The sequence below is a fragment of the Mixta sp. genome (assembly GCF_024610815.1).
GTDB lineage: Bacteria > Pseudomonadota > Gammaproteobacteria > Enterobacterales > Enterobacteriaceae > Mixta > Mixta calida.
Window position 1 is genome coordinate 1 of sequence record NZ_JANION010000222.1, and the last position, 16,382, is coordinate 16,382.

Consider the following 16,382-nt stretch of genomic DNA (forward strand, 5'->3'; position numbering starts at 1 on the left):
GGCGGCGATTTACCCACGGATCGGGAGAGCCTTTTTTGGGCGAATATTAAATCTATTCCCACCGCGCCCGATGTGGATAACGCACTGCAAATCGCTATTAAAACCCAGATTAAACTGATCTATCGCCCGGCGAGCCTGAAAAACGGCTTTTTACCGGAGCAGATGAAAAAGCTGCAATGGCGCTGGCAACAGGGGAAGCTTCAGGTTACTAACCCCACGCCTTTTTATATGAACTTTCAATCAATTGAAATTAATGGCAAAGCGGTTTCTGAACCGCAATGGGTTGCGCCGTTTGCCGAGAAGCAATATTCACTTCCCCAGCTCGCTGCGACCGGCACGGTGCGGTGGCGCCTGATTAATGATTATGGCGCGCTGACTGAGACATTTCAGGCCAGCTATTAATTTATCTCTTAATAATAAAAACAGTAACGCTATTCGGAAAGGACAACATATGGCGGGCGCATGGATACGCCTTTTATTATTACTAACGATAACTTTCGCCATTATACAGCCCGCGATAAGCGATAGCAGTTTGCATTTTAATCCGGCGCTGCTGGAACAGCAGGGTGCTGAAAACGGCGCGGTGGACCTCTCCGCCTTTGAAAATATGCCGCAGCCGCCCGGCGTCTATCGGGTAGAAGTGGTGTTGAACAATCATATCCAGGAGACGCGCGACGTCGCTTTCTCTCTGCGGGATGGTCAGCTACAGCCCTGTTTGAGCGTGGAGACGCTGGCGCGCTACGGCATTAACGTGGCGCGTTACCCGAAGCTGCAACAGGAAGAAGGCTGCGCCGATCTGAAGCAGATCGACGATGCCAGCGCGCGACTGGATGTCAGCGCGCAGCGGCTGCTGTTGAGCGTTCCGCAGGCGGCGCTAAGCAACGTTGCACGCGACGCGGTGCCGCCGACGCGCTGGGATAACGGCATCAACGCGCTGATGCTGAACTATCGCTTTAGCGGCGCGCAGAGCGAGGCGCTGGAGGCGCATCGCAGCGGCAGCGATAGTCAGTTCCTGAGCCTGCGTCCCGGCGTCAACGTCGGTCCGTGGCGGCTGCGCAACTACAGTACCTGGTCGCGCAGCCAGGACGGCACAACAAGCTGGGATCGCCTTTACACCTGGCTGCAACGGGAGATTGTGCCGCTGCGTGCGCAGCTGACGCTTGGCGAGAGCAGCGCGCCTGGCGATATCTTTGACAGTATCCCTTTTCGCGGCCTGCAGCTCGCCTCGGATGAAGATATGCTGCCCGACAGCCTGAAGGGGTATGCGCCGGTTGTGCGCGGCATCGCCCGCAGCCATGCGCAGGTTAACGTCTGGCAGAACGGCCATGTTATCTATCAGACCTACGTCGCGCCTGGCGCTTTTGAAATCACGGATATCTATCCTACCGGCGGCAGCGGCGATCTTTATGTCACTATCAAAGAGGCGGACGGCAGCGAACAGCGGCTGGTCGTGCCCTTCGCCTCGGTGCCGGTGCTACAACGCGAAGGCCATCTTAAATACAGCCTGACCGGCGGTGAGTATCGCGGCTATGGCCATAACGCGGACGGCAAACGTTTTTTGCAGGGAACCGCGATTTATGGCCTGCCGCAGGCGTTTACGCTCTACGGCGGGCTACAGCAGGCGGAGAGCTACCGCTCGCTGGCGGCGGGCGTCGGAAAAAACTTCGGTTATCTGGGGGCGCTGTCGCTGGATGTTACGCTGGCGCGCGCCAAACCGACGCATCAGGATTATGAGCAGGGGCACGCCTGGCGCATGCGCTATGGCAAAAATTTTGTCGAGACCGGCACCAGCGTGGCGCTGGCAGGCTACCGCTATGCGACGGAAGGCTTTTACAGCCTGAGCGAGACGCTGGATCGCGACGGCGACAGTCAGCGCTGGCCGTGGGATCGACGACGGCAGCGGGCCGAGATGACGCTCAATCAGAACTTATGGACAGGCGCCGGCGCGTTGACGCTGAGCGCCATCAATGAAGATTACTGGGACAGCGCTCGCCATGTGCGTTCGCTGAGCGTTGGCTACAACAACAGCTGGCGCAGCATTAGCCTCAGTCTGAACTACAGCTATAACCGCAACGTGCTGCGACAGGATGCGGGCGATACCATTGCGCAGGAAGATAAGGTGCTGGCGCTTTCGCTCAGCGTGCCGCTCGGCCGTGAAAGCGGGCGGACCTGGGCAAACTATCAGTTGAACAGCACTCGCCACGGCGGCGACAGTCAATCGCTGGGGCTGAGCGGCATGGCGCTGGCGGATAACAACCTGAGCTGGAGCGTGCGGCAGGGTTATGCCACGCGCAACGAAGGCAGCAGCGGCAGCGCAGAGCTGGACTATCGCGGCGGCTACGGCGAGGTGGATGCGGGCTACGCCTGGGATCGCCACAGCCGACGCCTCAGCTATGGCCTCAGCGGCGCGCTGATGGCGCACCGGGACGGCATTACCCTCAGCCAGCCGCTGGGCGAGACGGCTGCACTGATAAAAGCGCCAGGTATCGCCGGCGCGTCGGTCGCCAACCAGACCGGCGTCCGCACCGACTTTCGTGGCTATACCCTGGTGCCCTATGTCAGGCCATTTCGGGTGAATGAGCTGTCGCTTGATCCGCTGTCGCTGGCGGATAACGTGGAGCTGGATCAGACCAGCGCTCAGGTCATTCCTACGCGCGGTGCCGTGGTGCGCGCTGATTTTAGCGGTCGTACCGGCCAGCGCGCCCTGATCAGGCTGACGCGCAGCAATGGCCAGCCGGTTCCCTTCGGCGCCACGGTCAGGCTGGCGGATGAGAACGCCGACTACAGCAGCATTGTCGGCAATGAAGGTGAAGTCTGGCTCAGCGGCCTGGGCCCACAGGGCACGCTGCTGGTGAGCTGGGGCAAAAACGCCGACAACCAGTGTCGCGCCAGCTTTGTCCTGCCGGAAGGAAAAAGTCAGCCAGTGAGCCAGCTTCAGGCGACCTGCCGTTAAACGCACCATAAGGAATGGATATGAAGAAGTTAACAGGAGCGGCGGGCGTGATGATGTTGGTAGCCATGCTGCCCGCCAGCGGCTGGGCCGCAGGCTGCGATATCGATGCGACCAGAACGCAGCGCGTCACGCTGCCGGATCTGCTGATCGATCCTAACCTGCCGCCGGGCAGCGTCATCGGCAGTAAAACCGTCAGCCTGGCGGGCGTGGCCGCGCAGCGCTGCTCCGGCAGCATTTCCTATCAGTCGATGATGAGCGGCAACTGGAGCCGACCGAGCGGCGTATTGCCCGATGTCTATGAGACTGGCGTGCCGGGCGTGGGAGTAAAGATCTCTGATTATCTGTTCAGCGATCGTTCTGTTCCGGTTTCGGCGACGCTGACGCCCAACCCGAACGCGCCGCTGCCCGGTTTTGATATTCAACTGCTGTTTTACCGCATCGGCGACATCACGCCGGGCAGCTTTCCCGGCGGCGAAGTGGCGCGCTTTACGTTGCCCGACAGCAGCGGCAACGCCGCCGTCGCGCTTAGCTTACAGGCGGCTTCCGGCAGCGTGCGCATGAAAAGCTGTTATGCCAAATCCCCGAACCTGATTGTGCAGCTGGGCAGCGTTAACCGCCGCACCTTTGTCGGCATGGGCAGCACCGTGACGCCGACCGCTTTTAACGTGGAGCTGATTTGTCAGGGCGACCTGCCGGTCAATGTTTCTTTCTCGACAGCCAGCGGCGCGTCGTCGCCGGAGCCGGGCATCGTGCCGATTGAAAACGGAGAAGGGTCTGCCAGCGGCGTGGTGGTAAAGGTTATGCATCGCGACGGATCGCCGCTGCGGTTTGATACGCCGCAGCCTTATCACTTTAATGGCGAACCGGAGATCAAGATTCCGCTGCTGGCGACCATGACGCCAGTCGGCAACCGTATCTCGCCCGGCAAGGTACGCGCGACGATGACCTTTACCATTACGCAGAACTAGAGAAAGAGGGAATGTCATGATGGAGACGCTCTGCGCCCGCAGAGAGCAGGGCGCAGAGCGGGATCGAGCATCAGGAGATAAAGTTTTTACCCTGTTTCAGCACCACATCACAGGCTTTGGTTTTCACCTTCTCACCGAGCGGGGTGTTGCTCAGGCTTTTCAGGTTTAGCTGCTGGCCGTTGCCAGTGTTCAACAGCCCCATCAGACCCTGTTGATAGTCAGGCTGCTGCGCCTGCGCGGTGCTGTTTTGCAGGCCGAGCTTGCTCAGCACCTGATCCTTGATGCTGGCGACATTGTTATCCACCACGTTATGCTTTACGCAGTATTCCATGATGCCGGCGGCGTTAGTCATGCTGTTGCTGCTTACCGCCTTATCGCCGCCGTTCAGCAGGCCGGCAAGGGAGGAGAGCGACAGACCGTTCTGCGCATTTGCGCCGTTCTGAGTGTTGCTGGTGGCATTACTGTTTTGCTGGCTCAGCTGCGACGCCGCGCTGTTGAGCTGATCCTGCCAGCTTGCCGCCAGCGCCGTTCCTGCCACCATAAAAGAGAGCATACCTGTCGTCAGCGTCACCCGCTGTAAGAGCCTTTTCATTTTTAACCCCATTTTTATATCCGGTGCGCCAACAACAGCGCGCCCGCTATCAGCTGGATAGGACTGCCGATGGGGCGGGGAGTTCCGGCTAATGCGCCGCAAAGCGGCGCCAGAGGCGGTGATTGAGAATAGTCTGTATGGTGAGGCGAAATTTTCGGCACTTAGCGCACACGATGGACAATTGAGGTTGCGCAGGTGGCCGGTAAGGGTATAATCCTCAACGTTTTCCGCATACCCTTCAGTGCCGAAGTGGCGAAATCGGTAGACGCAGTTGATTCAAAATCAACCGTAGAAATACGTGCCGGTTCGAGTCCGGCCTTCGGCACCATCGGAACATCAATAGACGTCAACGGACGTCTTTTTTTGTGCCTGAAATCCAGTATTTACCCATCATTCCCGCTATATTAACTCTCTCAAGGTCAACCGACTTCAACGTGTATCTACCAACAGATGTTGGTACAGATGATGGTATTTCCGGTTCGATAATGCTTGTACCAACAGGGAGGGGATAAGCATGGCTCTAACAGATATCAAAGTCAGAACAGCCAAGCCAACGGATAAGCAATACAAGCTGACTGATGGCAGTGGTATGCATCTTCTCGTCCACCCTAATGGTTCTAAGTACTGGCGTTTGCAGTACCGTTTTGACGGCAAGCAAAAGATGCTGGCACTTGGGGTTTACCCTGAAATCACACTGGCGGATGCCAGAGCACGTCGTGACGAAGCGCGTAAGCTGCTAGCGAATGGCGTCGATCCGGGAGACAAAAAGAAAAATGATAAGGTTGAGCAGAGTAAAGCTCGAACCTTCAAAGAGGTAGCGATCGAGTGGCATGGCACCAATAAAAAGTGGTCTGAAGATCATGCCCATCGTGTGCTAAAAAGTCTGGAAGATAATCTCTTCGCAGCGCTTGGTGAGCGTAACATCGCTGAGTTAAAAACTCGCGATTTATTAGCACCCATTAAAGCCGTAGAGATGTCTGGACGTCTTGAGGTTGCTGCCCGTCTTCAACAGCGCACTACGGCCATCATGCGTTATGCAGTGCAAAGTGGGTTAATTGATTATAACCCGGCACAAGAGATGGCTGGGGCGGTTGCTTCCGGTAATCGACAACATCGTCCGGCGCTGGAATTAAAGCGCATTCCTGAGTTACTACAGAAAATAGACAGCTACACCGGCAGGCCGCTAACCCGCTGGGCAACAGAACTCACCCTGCTTATCTTTATTCGATCCAGTGAGCTGCGTTTTGCTCGCTGGTCAGAAATCGATTTTGAAACGTCAACGTGGACCATCCCGCCTGAGCGAGAGCCTATTCCTGATGTAAAACATTCTCAGCGAGGCTCAAAGATGCGTACACCGCATCTGGTGCCGCTTTCAAAGCAGGCGCTGGCGATCCTAAAGCAGATAAAACAGTTCTGTGGCGAACATGAGCTGATTTTTATTGGCGATCATGATCCGCGTAAGCCAATGAGTGAAAATACCGTAAACAGTGCCCTACGCGTGATGGGTTATGACACTAAAGTTGAGGTTTGCGGGCACGGCTTCCGCACAATGGCCTGTAGTTCGTTAATTGAGTCAGGGCTATGGTCGAAGGATGCGGTGGAAAGGCAGATGAGCCATATGGAACGCAATTCGGTGAGGGCGGCGTATATCCATAAAGCGGAACATCTGGATGAGCGCAAGTTGATGTTGCAGTGGTGGGCTGATTTTCTGGATGCGAACCGGGAGAAAGGGATTACGCCGTTTGACTATGCGAAGATCAACCGGGGAGCAGGTCAAAGGAGGAACATATCAAAAACAGGCAGATACACAATTTAAATTACAGTCTCTTTCATCGATTTTTGTCCATTATGATGACACTCTATATTCGTATTGAAATCACAGTAATATAGTGCATTTTTTAGTAATATTTAACCTATTGATTATTTCAAGGAATAATGACCGTTGAAATTTGCACAAGCTCTCAGCATTCTCTCAAAGTCTTCACCGTATGCGGTCAGTACCGAGAGAGAGCACTATCAAGATCACCTCGTTGGATTCAAGAGATACATATACATCACGACAGATATAGAAGCGGATTTTAAAAAAGCACTCCTATCTGCTAAGTCCAATCAAGTCATCTTCCTATGCGGAAGTAGTGGTGATGGCAAGTCTGAGATCTTGACGCAGTACAGCCAAAAGCACAAAGTGACTCATGACTTCCATTTGGATGCGACTCACAGCTTCAATCCAAGCCAGACAGCCATTCAAGCTCTTGATCAAAGATTCACCCAGTTCAAGCAAAGTCATAAACCACTTGTTGTGGGTATTAACGTTGGTATGCTCGGCAATTATGCAGAAGAAGGTTCCAAAGAGCATAGCGACATCAAAAAGGTGCTCAGAGACTTTCTCTCTCGTAAGCGATCAGCAATTCCAAAGCAGTACGTATTCTTGGATTTTGAAGACTATCCAAAATTCACCTTCAATGCTGAGGGCTGTGCATCAGACTTTGCAGAAAAATTTCTAAAAAGATTGACAGCACAAACGCTTGAGAATCCTTTCTATGCGCTTTATGACAAAGAGCTCAAATCTCTAGGTCATACTCGCCTGACGGCAAACTATGCGCTGCTGAGTCGCCCTTCAGTTCAGGAATCTCTGATCGGCTTATTACTCAAAGCCCGTCTTATCAAAGATCAGTTCCTCACGGCCCGAGCGTTACTGGATTTCATTTTCCAGTTGCTCGCGGCGGATGGCTACTTGTTCGACAACTTGTTTGCAGGCAGTGATAACGAGCTGTTATCCCGTATACAGGGTTTTGACCCAAGTAATCTGCACACGCGCACCGTCGATGAGTTTGTGCTTCAGCATGAGCTGGGCATTGAAGATGAGCGTTTCAATGCGTTTAGATCTAAAATTAACGAGCTTGGTTTTTACGAGGTAACCAAAGCAACGTCTTTTCTTCGCCTTTTCTATTTGCTTCGGGGTGACAAAGAGCTCAGCAATGAGTTTGTAACGCCTATCCAAAACGAGTTCACAAACAATCTGGTAGAAACCTATGCATCTGTCTGGATGCGACATCGTGATTTCGATGGTTCAGGAAAGATGCGCAAACTGCTTGGCAGTTTCTACAAAGAAACGCTGATCGCAGCGCTTCACCGCTATTGTAATCGTCATGCCCCAACACTCGACAAAGACGAGTATTTAGTTTCTGAGCTTAATGGCTACAAAACGGCGGTGTCTCTTGAAGTTAAGGCCGATTTTTCAGCAATACAAAACAGTACACTCGAAAAAATAGGCACCTTCAATGTGTATCTGAAAGTCGATGAACAATCGCTTAAGCCAATGCCAATTAGCGTCAAACTACTTGAGCTTTTGGTCAAGATTGGGCAGGGGTATCGCCCTAACAAGCACGACAAAAATGCTGTTTTGTTACTTGATGAAGCATTGGAACAGATGCTGACAGTAGCTAAGCAAAAAGAGACCTTTTTTATTCTCAAGGGTGATAAGCGCTACAAAATCGTGAAAGAAGAAAGTGACTATTTTGAAGTGAGTGGTATGCACTAATGACGACCGATAATTTCACATTACCGATAAAGGCCGGTTTGCCACAAACGGTAGCTGATAAGTTCCAAAATAAGAATACGTTGAGCAGTTACATTCCCATTCGTACGCAAGGCAATGATTTTGACTGGTCATCAGTCGTGGGCTTAGTCCTGCGTGGATTACTTTGTAAAAAAATAGAAAAGTACAATTACCAAGATTTTACTGCGGATTGCAAAAACAACTTACAAAAAAAATTGGGTGAAGAGGCATTTTGGAGTGTACTTGAAGATATGTATTTCACTAATGAAAATATATTCTCGGTAACCCCTGAGTTTCTGTTGTTTAAGAGCCAGAAGAGTCAAGATAACAAGTACACGCGCGACATGCGAATGGCATCCTTGTTTATTAACTTACTTCAAGGACAGCAAATTGAACGATTTGAATCTAACTTGAACTTCCTCGAAGAGGAGTTTCTTAAAACGCTTTTAGACAAAACAGAGTCAGATCGTGACAAGGACTTCCAAGTGACCGAGTCACCATATTTGCCCTATATAGCAGAGGCGTTTAAACGTGACCTCGAGTTTTTAACTGGTTATCCGAAATACCTGTTGGATGAGTTCGAGCGTTTCTTGGCATTCTATGGCTTTGCTTACACGGCTCAATTAAGCCTATCGTTGTCGGATTGGAAAACAGGTGAAGCCCCAACCGCGAAACCGCTGTATTTCATCATGGATCATGAGCGCGCCAGCAGTGAACGTATCCATATCAAAAAGCACGGTTACAAGCTTTTTAGCGAATCGTCTTTCAAGCTGTTTCCCTTCCTCTCTATGCTGGAAAATCTTCAACCAAACCCAGAAAAATTAAAAAAACCTTTGTGGCAATTGGCAAAGGATATTAAGAGTTCAGAGCGGAGTGATCTAGCTGGGTATATTGAAAATTACGCAAAAATGTTTCGCCACAACAGAAAACTTGAAACAGCAATACCTGAAAAAGCAGAAACCGCAATTGATTGGTTGGAATATGCTTTGAAGCTTGCTGAAGAACAGTTCAGAGACCCTAAAACCGACCGTCCGGGGACTATCAAAAAATATATTAAAGCGGTTGAAGAAAACATGGCTACTGGCTTCGTGCAAGCTCGTGGTCGCTCTGGTCGGGTGTTAGTACTCACTCAAGACCACATTATTTTGCTTACTAACCTGGTGGTGGGTAAGGAAGAAAAGCTTCGCTTCCATGAGCTGATAATTGGCTTACAGCAAAGGGGGATTTTTGTTGATAAGCAGACAGAACAAGAGCTTATTAAGTTCTATGAGCGAATTGGCAACGTTGAACGCATGAGTGATAGTGGAGATGCAGTGTATGTGCGCAAAACAATTTGAATCGTTTCTGGTTGAGCAGTTTTTACTGCACGCGAAAGGAAACATCCGCGCAGGCTATCGCTACCAGTTTAACTCTCCTGACCATGCTAATAGTCAGCGACTTTTCGATGCGCTCTTAGCGCGAAAAGGAGGAGAGAGCGAAGATCGCAATGGTGTAGCGCTGAGCTATTTAGACCTAGAAGACTGCAAAGTGGTGCCAGTGCTTCATAGCGAAGATGCGTGTGAAACGGGCTTTACCGAAAACTACATCTCTAATTTGCGTGACGAAATAGCAAGCCAGGAAGGTCCGTTGAAGGGCTGTGCACTGGTGGTGATTCACAATAGTCGCCTAGATACTCTCATCAACTCGGCGGAAGATCTTGGCCAGTCTGGCCAGGTGTGGAGTCCAGGGAACATCAAATGCGCTCTTAGTGGCTTTATTGAGCAATCTGACAAATCTCGAGACGTTTCGCTTTGCCTTTTGGACGACCAATTTGACGCGATTTTGGAAGATGGTGCGACCATGTTCGGTTTCGAGTCTTTATACAAGGCAGTTGAGGATGGCGAGCTGTGTTTCAGCGAGCTAGGCATGTTTGAGGATCCTTTTGTTGCTGAGTTATCGGGCAATAAAAAACAGATCAAACAGCGCCTAGAAGAAAACCGTACGCTTTACCAAGAGTTGTCGTTTGAAGTAGAGCATTTTGGTCAGCAACTCGAAGAAAGGCTGAAAGGCTTTAGTAGTAGGTTTATCAAAGAACATTTTTCTGACGATGGTTGGAAAGATGTGGAGTTTGAAACTTATCGAGAAGAGATCAAAAGGAATAAGATTCAGAACCTTAAGCATGAAGGTGAAGACGAGACCAATAATGCGCAAGTGATTGGTCGCTACCCAAAAGAAACTAAAGCAGGATTGCGTGACCGTCACTTGATTATTGCACTGGAAGAAGGGCAAAGTGAGTTTGAACTTAAACTGAGCTTTTCTGGCATCAGCGATTTAAGAAAAGAGCAGTTTAAAGTCTCGCCAGCGAATGCACTTGGCAAACAAGAAGTCATCAGCACGCGCCTAACTAGTAAAGGGGCAAACGCTACTCTAGCAGCTAGTTATGCCAATGAGCCTTTGTTTTTCACGCTAGCATTGAAGCGTGACAATACCTCTGAACACCATAACTTCCGTTGCTTGGTTGTCAGAAAAGGCGAGTTTCACCTCGAGGCATTCAAAAACATTTTCGCCGTTGAGCCTTCAAAAAAACGCCTTACCTTGAAAACGGTAGACAACAGCTTGGTTATTAACCCGGCGCTAACTGCAAACCGAAGCCTAGATGATGTCGGTGAAGTGGTTGACCGCGCAGAATTTGGTGTTGTCGATTTTGAATCTTTGGCCAACGAGTCAGAAGAAATCAGCTTTGTGGTGAAATCAGGTGATAATTCCCTGACATTTTATATTGAGGGTGAACAGGTAGAAAGCAGCCTGTCCTTCCCATTGCTGCTTAACCAATCTCGCTTCCACAAATTGTTTGACGATCACGTGTTTGGCGAGCTTTATCCGAGTAAAGACGTTGTCGCGATCGATCATAGTGAATTTCGCGTCATGGAGCCGCGCATTAGCCTACTTCGTTGGGAAGAGTGTTTCGTTCAGCAAAAGCAAGTCTACCTAGCGGAATCCAACAGCATGGCGTTGGAACAGTTAAGGTCTATTGATGACGGTCTTCACTCAGCATACCAAGCACTGTTTGACTATCTAGCGAGCCGACGAACAACTATTTCGTTGGTTTCGTGGGGGCCTATATTTACGGCACTCGTGAAAGCGACCGTGGATGCATTCCTTGATTATTTCAACGCGATCCCAACTGGTGGCATGCTTACCAAAGAGCAAAAGCTTGTGATGCAAATCGGTTTGGTTCGCGAGAATGGTGAAGAATATTACTCGCCATTCCACCCAATGGTGTTGGCTTACTACTTAAATCTTTGTAATGAAATGCAAAAAGATGACAGCTTTGCTGACTTGCCATCTGTCACGTTCAATCGCTTGGGGCCAAGTGGACTGCTTCCGTATGTCTATCATCCCAAGCATGGGTTTGCCTACAACCAGCAAGTAACAGAAAACGGGTTTTGGGTTAAAAGTGTCCCTCACCAGAAAAGTTGTCTGAAGTTCGTTCGCAAGCTGGTTAAAGAAAAGATCAACGAGTTCCAAAAAGCGTTTCTCCACTTGTTTACCGGCTCAGAGAAGAGTGTGTTGGTGAATGCCGTGAATCAAGATCGTGCAGAAGAGTTATTCCTCGGTTTGGTTGACTATGTAAAAGATAACCTCGATAAAGCGGCATCAATTCATGTCAACCTCTACGATGATGAGCTGGTTTTCAATGCATTTGACCAGTTTGCAGAAACGTTCAATTACGAAGAATTAAAGTCTTGGTTGGAATTGGACCGAGAGAAAGTGCGAGAAAATGCCGACACCATTATCGATATTCTGCGAACCCGGCTAACTTACAGCAAGTTTACCAATGCTCAAAGTGAACGCGAAGGGCAAGCCTACTCGCACCTGTCTTTTTTCAGAAACAACGACAACGTGAAGTTAACGACCTTGAGCGTTGACGACATGCCTAGTGGTATTGCGTGTGATGGTCTGCTGACGGGCGACGCTTCTAAAAGTGATGAAGGCTCATACTTCACTGCATTTGGTTTGCAAAACGTTCAATATAGTAACCAACCACACTTGGAAATAGCGAAGTATGTTGGCTCGTTAATAGAACCAGCATTTAAGCCCAGCACACAATACACGGGGGCCAATGCTCCTGCTCTTGCGGTCAGTGAAGACTTTAAATCTCTGCTAGCGCGCTCTTATGACAGCTCGATTTGGACCACCATCATCGACCCGAAAGTGACGCTAGACTTCTTCCACGCCAATCAATGTATCGTGCTTATTCATTATTCTGATCAGTACACCAGCTCAGCCAGCTACGACGCGATAACCGTGACGGCACAGCGTGGTTTGTTCGAAAGGGTGGTTGCACAAAGTGGCGGCAAGCAGATTAACGAGTTCAATGCCTTCAATGGTGATTGGCTACTGAAGATGTTGACTTGCAACGACACCATTCGCAAAGAGCGAACTGGCATTATCGGCGCCTATAAATTTGCGACGTGTCTGGTGCACCAATCTGATATCACCTGGGTTCCGCTCTCAGTTGGTGAAATGATCCGCGTGTCGGGTAACATCGGCCTGAAAATGACCGACAGTGACTTCTCACGCAATGTGCAGAGATATAAAAAAGGCGCGATTTCAGATGATATACTGCTGGTGGGCTTTAAAGAGGGTAACCTTTATTTGCTTCCTGTCGAAGTGAAAACAGGCTCCACGCCAGACTACAAAAAAGCAGTACAGCAAGCGAATGAGCTTCGCCGCTATCTAACAGAGCTTTTGAGCGACGAGACACTGGCGTCGAAGCTATACCGAGGCTTGTTTATCCGCCAAGTGTTGATGCAAATCGACAAATACCGTCTGTACAACGTATTCAGCAATGACTATTTCGAAGCCCTGCTGGCAGAGAAAGAAGAGTGGCTACGCGGTAACTACGCGATTGCGGAGCTTGAGAACTATCCAGCAGGTCTAGTGGTTAGCCACCTTGAAAGCGGAAGCTGTTTCGAACCTGGCTATAACATGCAGGATGGCGTGTTGAAGGTTGACCTTCCTATGTCTTTGCTGCCTTCACTGGTGCAACACCCGCTTCAAGTATTAATGAACGAAAAGGACATCGCACAGATCTGCCATGTGCCGGCGGAGTATATGTTGGTGGGGCAGACAGCTTTGAAAAAAAGAGAGTCGCTCGTTCCATTAGACGTTGTGGTCGATAAGCCAGAGGATTTAAAACCGAACCTCCAAACAGAGGAGCCGTCAAAGTTAGCTGCAGAGCCAACCCCAGATTATGCGAGTGAATGCCGAGTTGAAATTGGTCAGAATACGCTTACCGGCGAAAAAGTTTTCTGGGAGTACGGGCACAAGGATTTAGCAAACCGTCACCTGATCATTTTTGGTAGCTCAGGGCAGGGTAAGACCTACTGTATACAAGGTTTGTTGATGAGCTTGGCCGATGCTCAAATTCGGTCGCTGGTGATTGATTATACAAACGGATTCTTGCCGAATCACCTTGAGCCGGAGTTTATTGAACGAACAAATCCTAAATCCAATATTCTTTGTAATGAGCCATTTGGTATGTCGCCATTTAGAGCTCAAAAGCAAGATTTTGGCGGGATTTTTCTCGAAGAGAAGCCTCATATGGTGGCTGGAAGGGTAGCCTCTGTTTTTAACAAGGTATATTCGACAATTGGCGAGCGCCAGATCGCAGTGCTCAATGAAGTGATTGAATCTGGTGTCCAACGATATGGTAGTGCTTATAGCTTACAGAATATGTTGGATGACCTAAACGAGGAAGAAACTGCAGGACCAGCACTTGCAAGCAAGCTGGCTCCTCTTGTTAAGTCTAACTTGTTTTCATCTGACAGTGATAAAAGTTGGAATGATGTGTTTGAGAGTGAACATCACCGCTCAACAATTATGCAACTTGCGTCGCTTAACCACGATATTTCAATGCTTTGTACTGAGTTTTTACTTTGGGATCTATACTCCTACGCATGTAGTTACGGTAGTAAGGAAAAACCGATTCCTATTGTATTGGATGAAGTGCAGAACCTCGATCATCGCCTGGAGAGCCCATTGGGCAAAATGTTAACGGAAGGACGCAAGTTTGGGGTATCCCTAATTCTGGCGACTCAAACGCTAAGTATGCTGCGTAAAGATGAGCAAGATCGTTTATTCCAGGCGTGTCACAAGCTGATTTTTGCACCAGCAAAAACAGAGACAAAGACGTACGCGAAAATTCTTGAACTGAGCATGCCAGGTACAAAGCAGGCTGAGTGGGAAAAGCAACTAGGGGACCTATCCAAAGGACAGTGTTTATCAGTTGGCTACCATTTGGATAACGGTCAGTTGAAGATGAGTGTTAAGAAAGTGAAGGTTTCCTCCATGTTATCCCGCCTGAACAATTCTAAGGGTTGAGCCTGGTAGGTCTATGGATCTTAGCTTTCAGAAAAATTTAGTTAATTTCGTGCTGGCGGCGAGGGGACTAAAGGGCCCCTCATAATCCTTTGATGTTGTTATATGCACTGGTAATCCCCCCTGCATTCAGGTTAGGAGAAAATTCTACTTATGCCTGCATCGATTTTTCGGGGGGATTACCATATGTCAGATCAAGTCGCGACTAATACAGATTACCGTTGTTAGTGTGCCATTTTCATGCTTTGTTAGCAAAGATGGGGTGAATATTGACTTATTATTTTCCATTATTTGTATACTCCATATACAAAATCTTTTACCGAGCGATAGTTTCTTAACCCCGCAATCCCATCCTCAACATGTGCTGCCCAGGCTTTAATCATATCCTTCTGCGTCATCTGTGGATAAAGCATCTTCAACACCAATTCTGTAGTCTGTAATGTCTCCCCCAGCCACGTAATTTTATCCAGTACCAGCGAGCCATCCAGCTTCTTGGTATCCCGCTCAGGCGAATAACGGAACTCGCTCTCTACCGAACGGAAAAATGCCAGTCGAGCAGCGACATTGGGCGTAATCCCTGTATATCCTTTCAATTTTTTAAGCTGCTCTTCAGTCTGACGACTAAGCACCATTCGATTCGGGAGCATCAGATCGCCTCCTTAGTTAATTCCCAGAAATAGCCAGGTTTCAGTGCAGACGATTTGGTATGTGCATTAAACACAATCTCATAAGCATGAGAGATATCATCACGCAATTGATCAACAAAATAACGCTCATCCACTTCCGTATCAGTAGATAGCAGCACTACCTGATGGCTGGCAAACGGGAAATAGTGGTTAATCAGTTTATCCCGATGCTGAGAATCCAGACGTCCTAATGGCGTATCGATAATCACCGGTAAATCACGGCCTGAGGTTTTTGCTAAAGCCTCAAGAATAGCAATTGCATAAATTTGCTTTTCACCGGCAGAAAGCAGCTTACGTTTTATGACGGATCCTTGTTCATCAATCAGCTCTACGTCAAACGTCTCTGGGTTAATGTGCGCACTAAGTTGTAAATCTTCTTTACGGGCCAGTTTGCGATAGGCTATTTCGAAATTCGCTGACAGTGTTTTCACTCTTGCCTGCGTTAATACATCACTGTATCGATCGAGTAAATTAATCGTTTCTTGAGCGTTTTTAAAGGCGCAACTCAAGCCATGCTGACTTCGGGCAACATCATGCATTTTTTGTACCTGACGAACGCAATCCAGTTGCTGTTGCTTAATTCGTTTAGCATCTTCCAGCAATGAAAGATATTTTTGCCGCTGTTTTTCACGTTGCTTATCCAGTTCGCGTAGCTTCTCAAAGAGCTCCATTAACTGGTCGTCTTCCGGGGCGCGGGCAATATTTGCAGCAGCCTGCTCTAACTGCTGTTCAGTCTCTGATAACTGGGTACGGTAAAGATCGAAGCGTTGCCATGCCTTTTTGCTGTCTTGTTCAATCGACTGTTGGAGCATACCGGCTTCACGTTCAGAGATATCAAACAGCAAATCGCCTTTAGGCTTAGTTGCCATATACTCTTTTAGATTATCGGTAATCGCTTCAGCTGCTATTTTGCCAGTTCCCTCAGAACGAAATGCAATATCATTTCTGAGTTGCGTTAAAAACTGGCTCAGCTCTTTTTCAAAGCTTTTTGCCTGTTTAATCTGCGTTTCATCAGTAATTTGTTGCAGTAAACGAGACAAAATAGTGGGCGCAAGCGCATAAGGTAGCGGCCCATCACATTCCTGACGCAGTGCTTTTTCCAGACGTTCCTTATCTTTCAATAACGCATCAACTTTCTGCTTTTCCTGCGCTTTTGTCTGGGCAAAAGCCCCCCCCTGAGCATTTAGCAAACCTTCATAACGGATAATATCTTTAGAAATAAACTCAATCCGCGATTTGGCAAAATCGGCTCTTTCCAGTA

The 16,382-nt window shown here is 49.1% G+C and carries 10 protein-coding genes and 1 tRNA gene; 8 read left to right on the forward strand and 3 right to left on the reverse strand.

From position 1 onward, the window contains the following. From MYY08_RS17080 to MYY08_RS17090, 3 genes are all read left to right on the forward strand, one after another. On the forward strand, positions 1–402 hold a 402-nt coding region (locus MYY08_RS17080), incomplete at its 5' end, for a fimbrial biogenesis chaperone (RefSeq protein WP_288015075.1). Positions 403–532: 130 nt separating this feature from the next. Next, entirely contained in the window at positions 533–2,953 is a 2,421-nt protein-coding gene (locus tag MYY08_RS17085; RefSeq protein WP_288015077.1) for a fimbria/pilus outer membrane usher protein, read from the forward strand. Between the two features lie 20 nt (positions 2,954–2,973). After that, a complete protein-coding gene (locus tag MYY08_RS17090; RefSeq protein WP_288015079.1) occupies positions 2,974–3,921 on the forward strand; it encodes a fimbrial protein in 948 nt (315 codons plus the stop codon). A 70-nt stretch (positions 3,922–3,991) separates the two neighbouring features. Here the strand turns inward: MYY08_RS17090 and MYY08_RS17095 are convergent, their stop codons facing one another. Continuing rightward, entirely contained in the window at positions 3,992–4,513 is a 522-nt protein-coding gene (locus tag MYY08_RS17095; RefSeq protein WP_288015080.1) for a YjjA family protein, read from the reverse strand. A gap of 243 nt (positions 4,514–4,756) precedes the next feature. On the opposite strand from MYY08_RS17095, the gene MYY08_RS17100 reads away from it, so the two are divergent. The 5 genes from MYY08_RS17100 (at position 4,757) to dptH (ending at position 14,438) form a co-directional block, all read left to right on the forward strand. Continuing rightward, positions 4,757–4,841 (forward strand) — tRNA-Leu (locus MYY08_RS17100). A 186-nt stretch (positions 4,842–5,027) separates the two neighbouring features. Further along, positions 5,028–6,329, forward strand: coding sequence for a tyrosine-type recombinase/integrase (locus MYY08_RS17105; protein WP_058912620.1), 1,302 nt, complete (start codon positions 5,028–5,030; stop codon positions 6,327–6,329). A gap of 126 nt (positions 6,330–6,455) precedes the next feature. Beyond that, entirely contained in the window at positions 6,456–8,054 is a 1,599-nt protein-coding gene (dptF, locus tag MYY08_RS17110; RefSeq protein WP_058675763.1) for a DNA phosphorothioation-dependent restriction protein DptF, read from the forward strand. Next, positions 8,054–9,409 carry a DNA phosphorothioation-dependent restriction protein DptG gene (gene dptG / locus MYY08_RS17115; RefSeq protein WP_058706441.1) on the forward strand — a complete coding sequence of 452 codons (1,356 nt, stop codon included), beginning with the start codon at positions 8,054–8,056 and terminating at the stop codon, positions 9,407–9,409. The genes dptF and dptG overlap by 1 nt, the downstream gene beginning before the upstream one ends. Continuing rightward, the gene (gene dptH / locus MYY08_RS17120) at positions 9,390–14,438 is read left to right on the forward strand and encodes a DNA phosphorothioation-dependent restriction protein DptH (protein ID WP_288015083.1); all 5,049 of its coding nucleotides are present in this window, start codon (positions 9,390–9,392) and stop codon (positions 14,436–14,438) included. The genes dptG and dptH overlap by 20 nt, the downstream gene beginning before the upstream one ends. Positions 14,439–14,722: 284 nt before the next feature. Here the strand turns inward: dptH and dndE are convergent, their stop codons facing one another. Both dndE and dndD read right to left on the reverse strand, forming a co-directional pair. Then, complete coding sequence (dndE, locus tag MYY08_RS17125) at positions 14,723–15,082, reverse strand: DNA sulfur modification protein DndE (RefSeq protein ID WP_058675766.1); 360 nt, start codon at positions 15,080–15,082, stop codon at positions 14,723–14,725. Beyond that, positions 15,082–16,382: DNA sulfur modification protein DndD (gene dndD, locus MYY08_RS17130; RefSeq protein WP_288015085.1), on the reverse strand; the 1,301-nt coding region annotated here is incomplete at its 5' end. The genes dndD and dndE, both read right to left, overlap by 1 nt.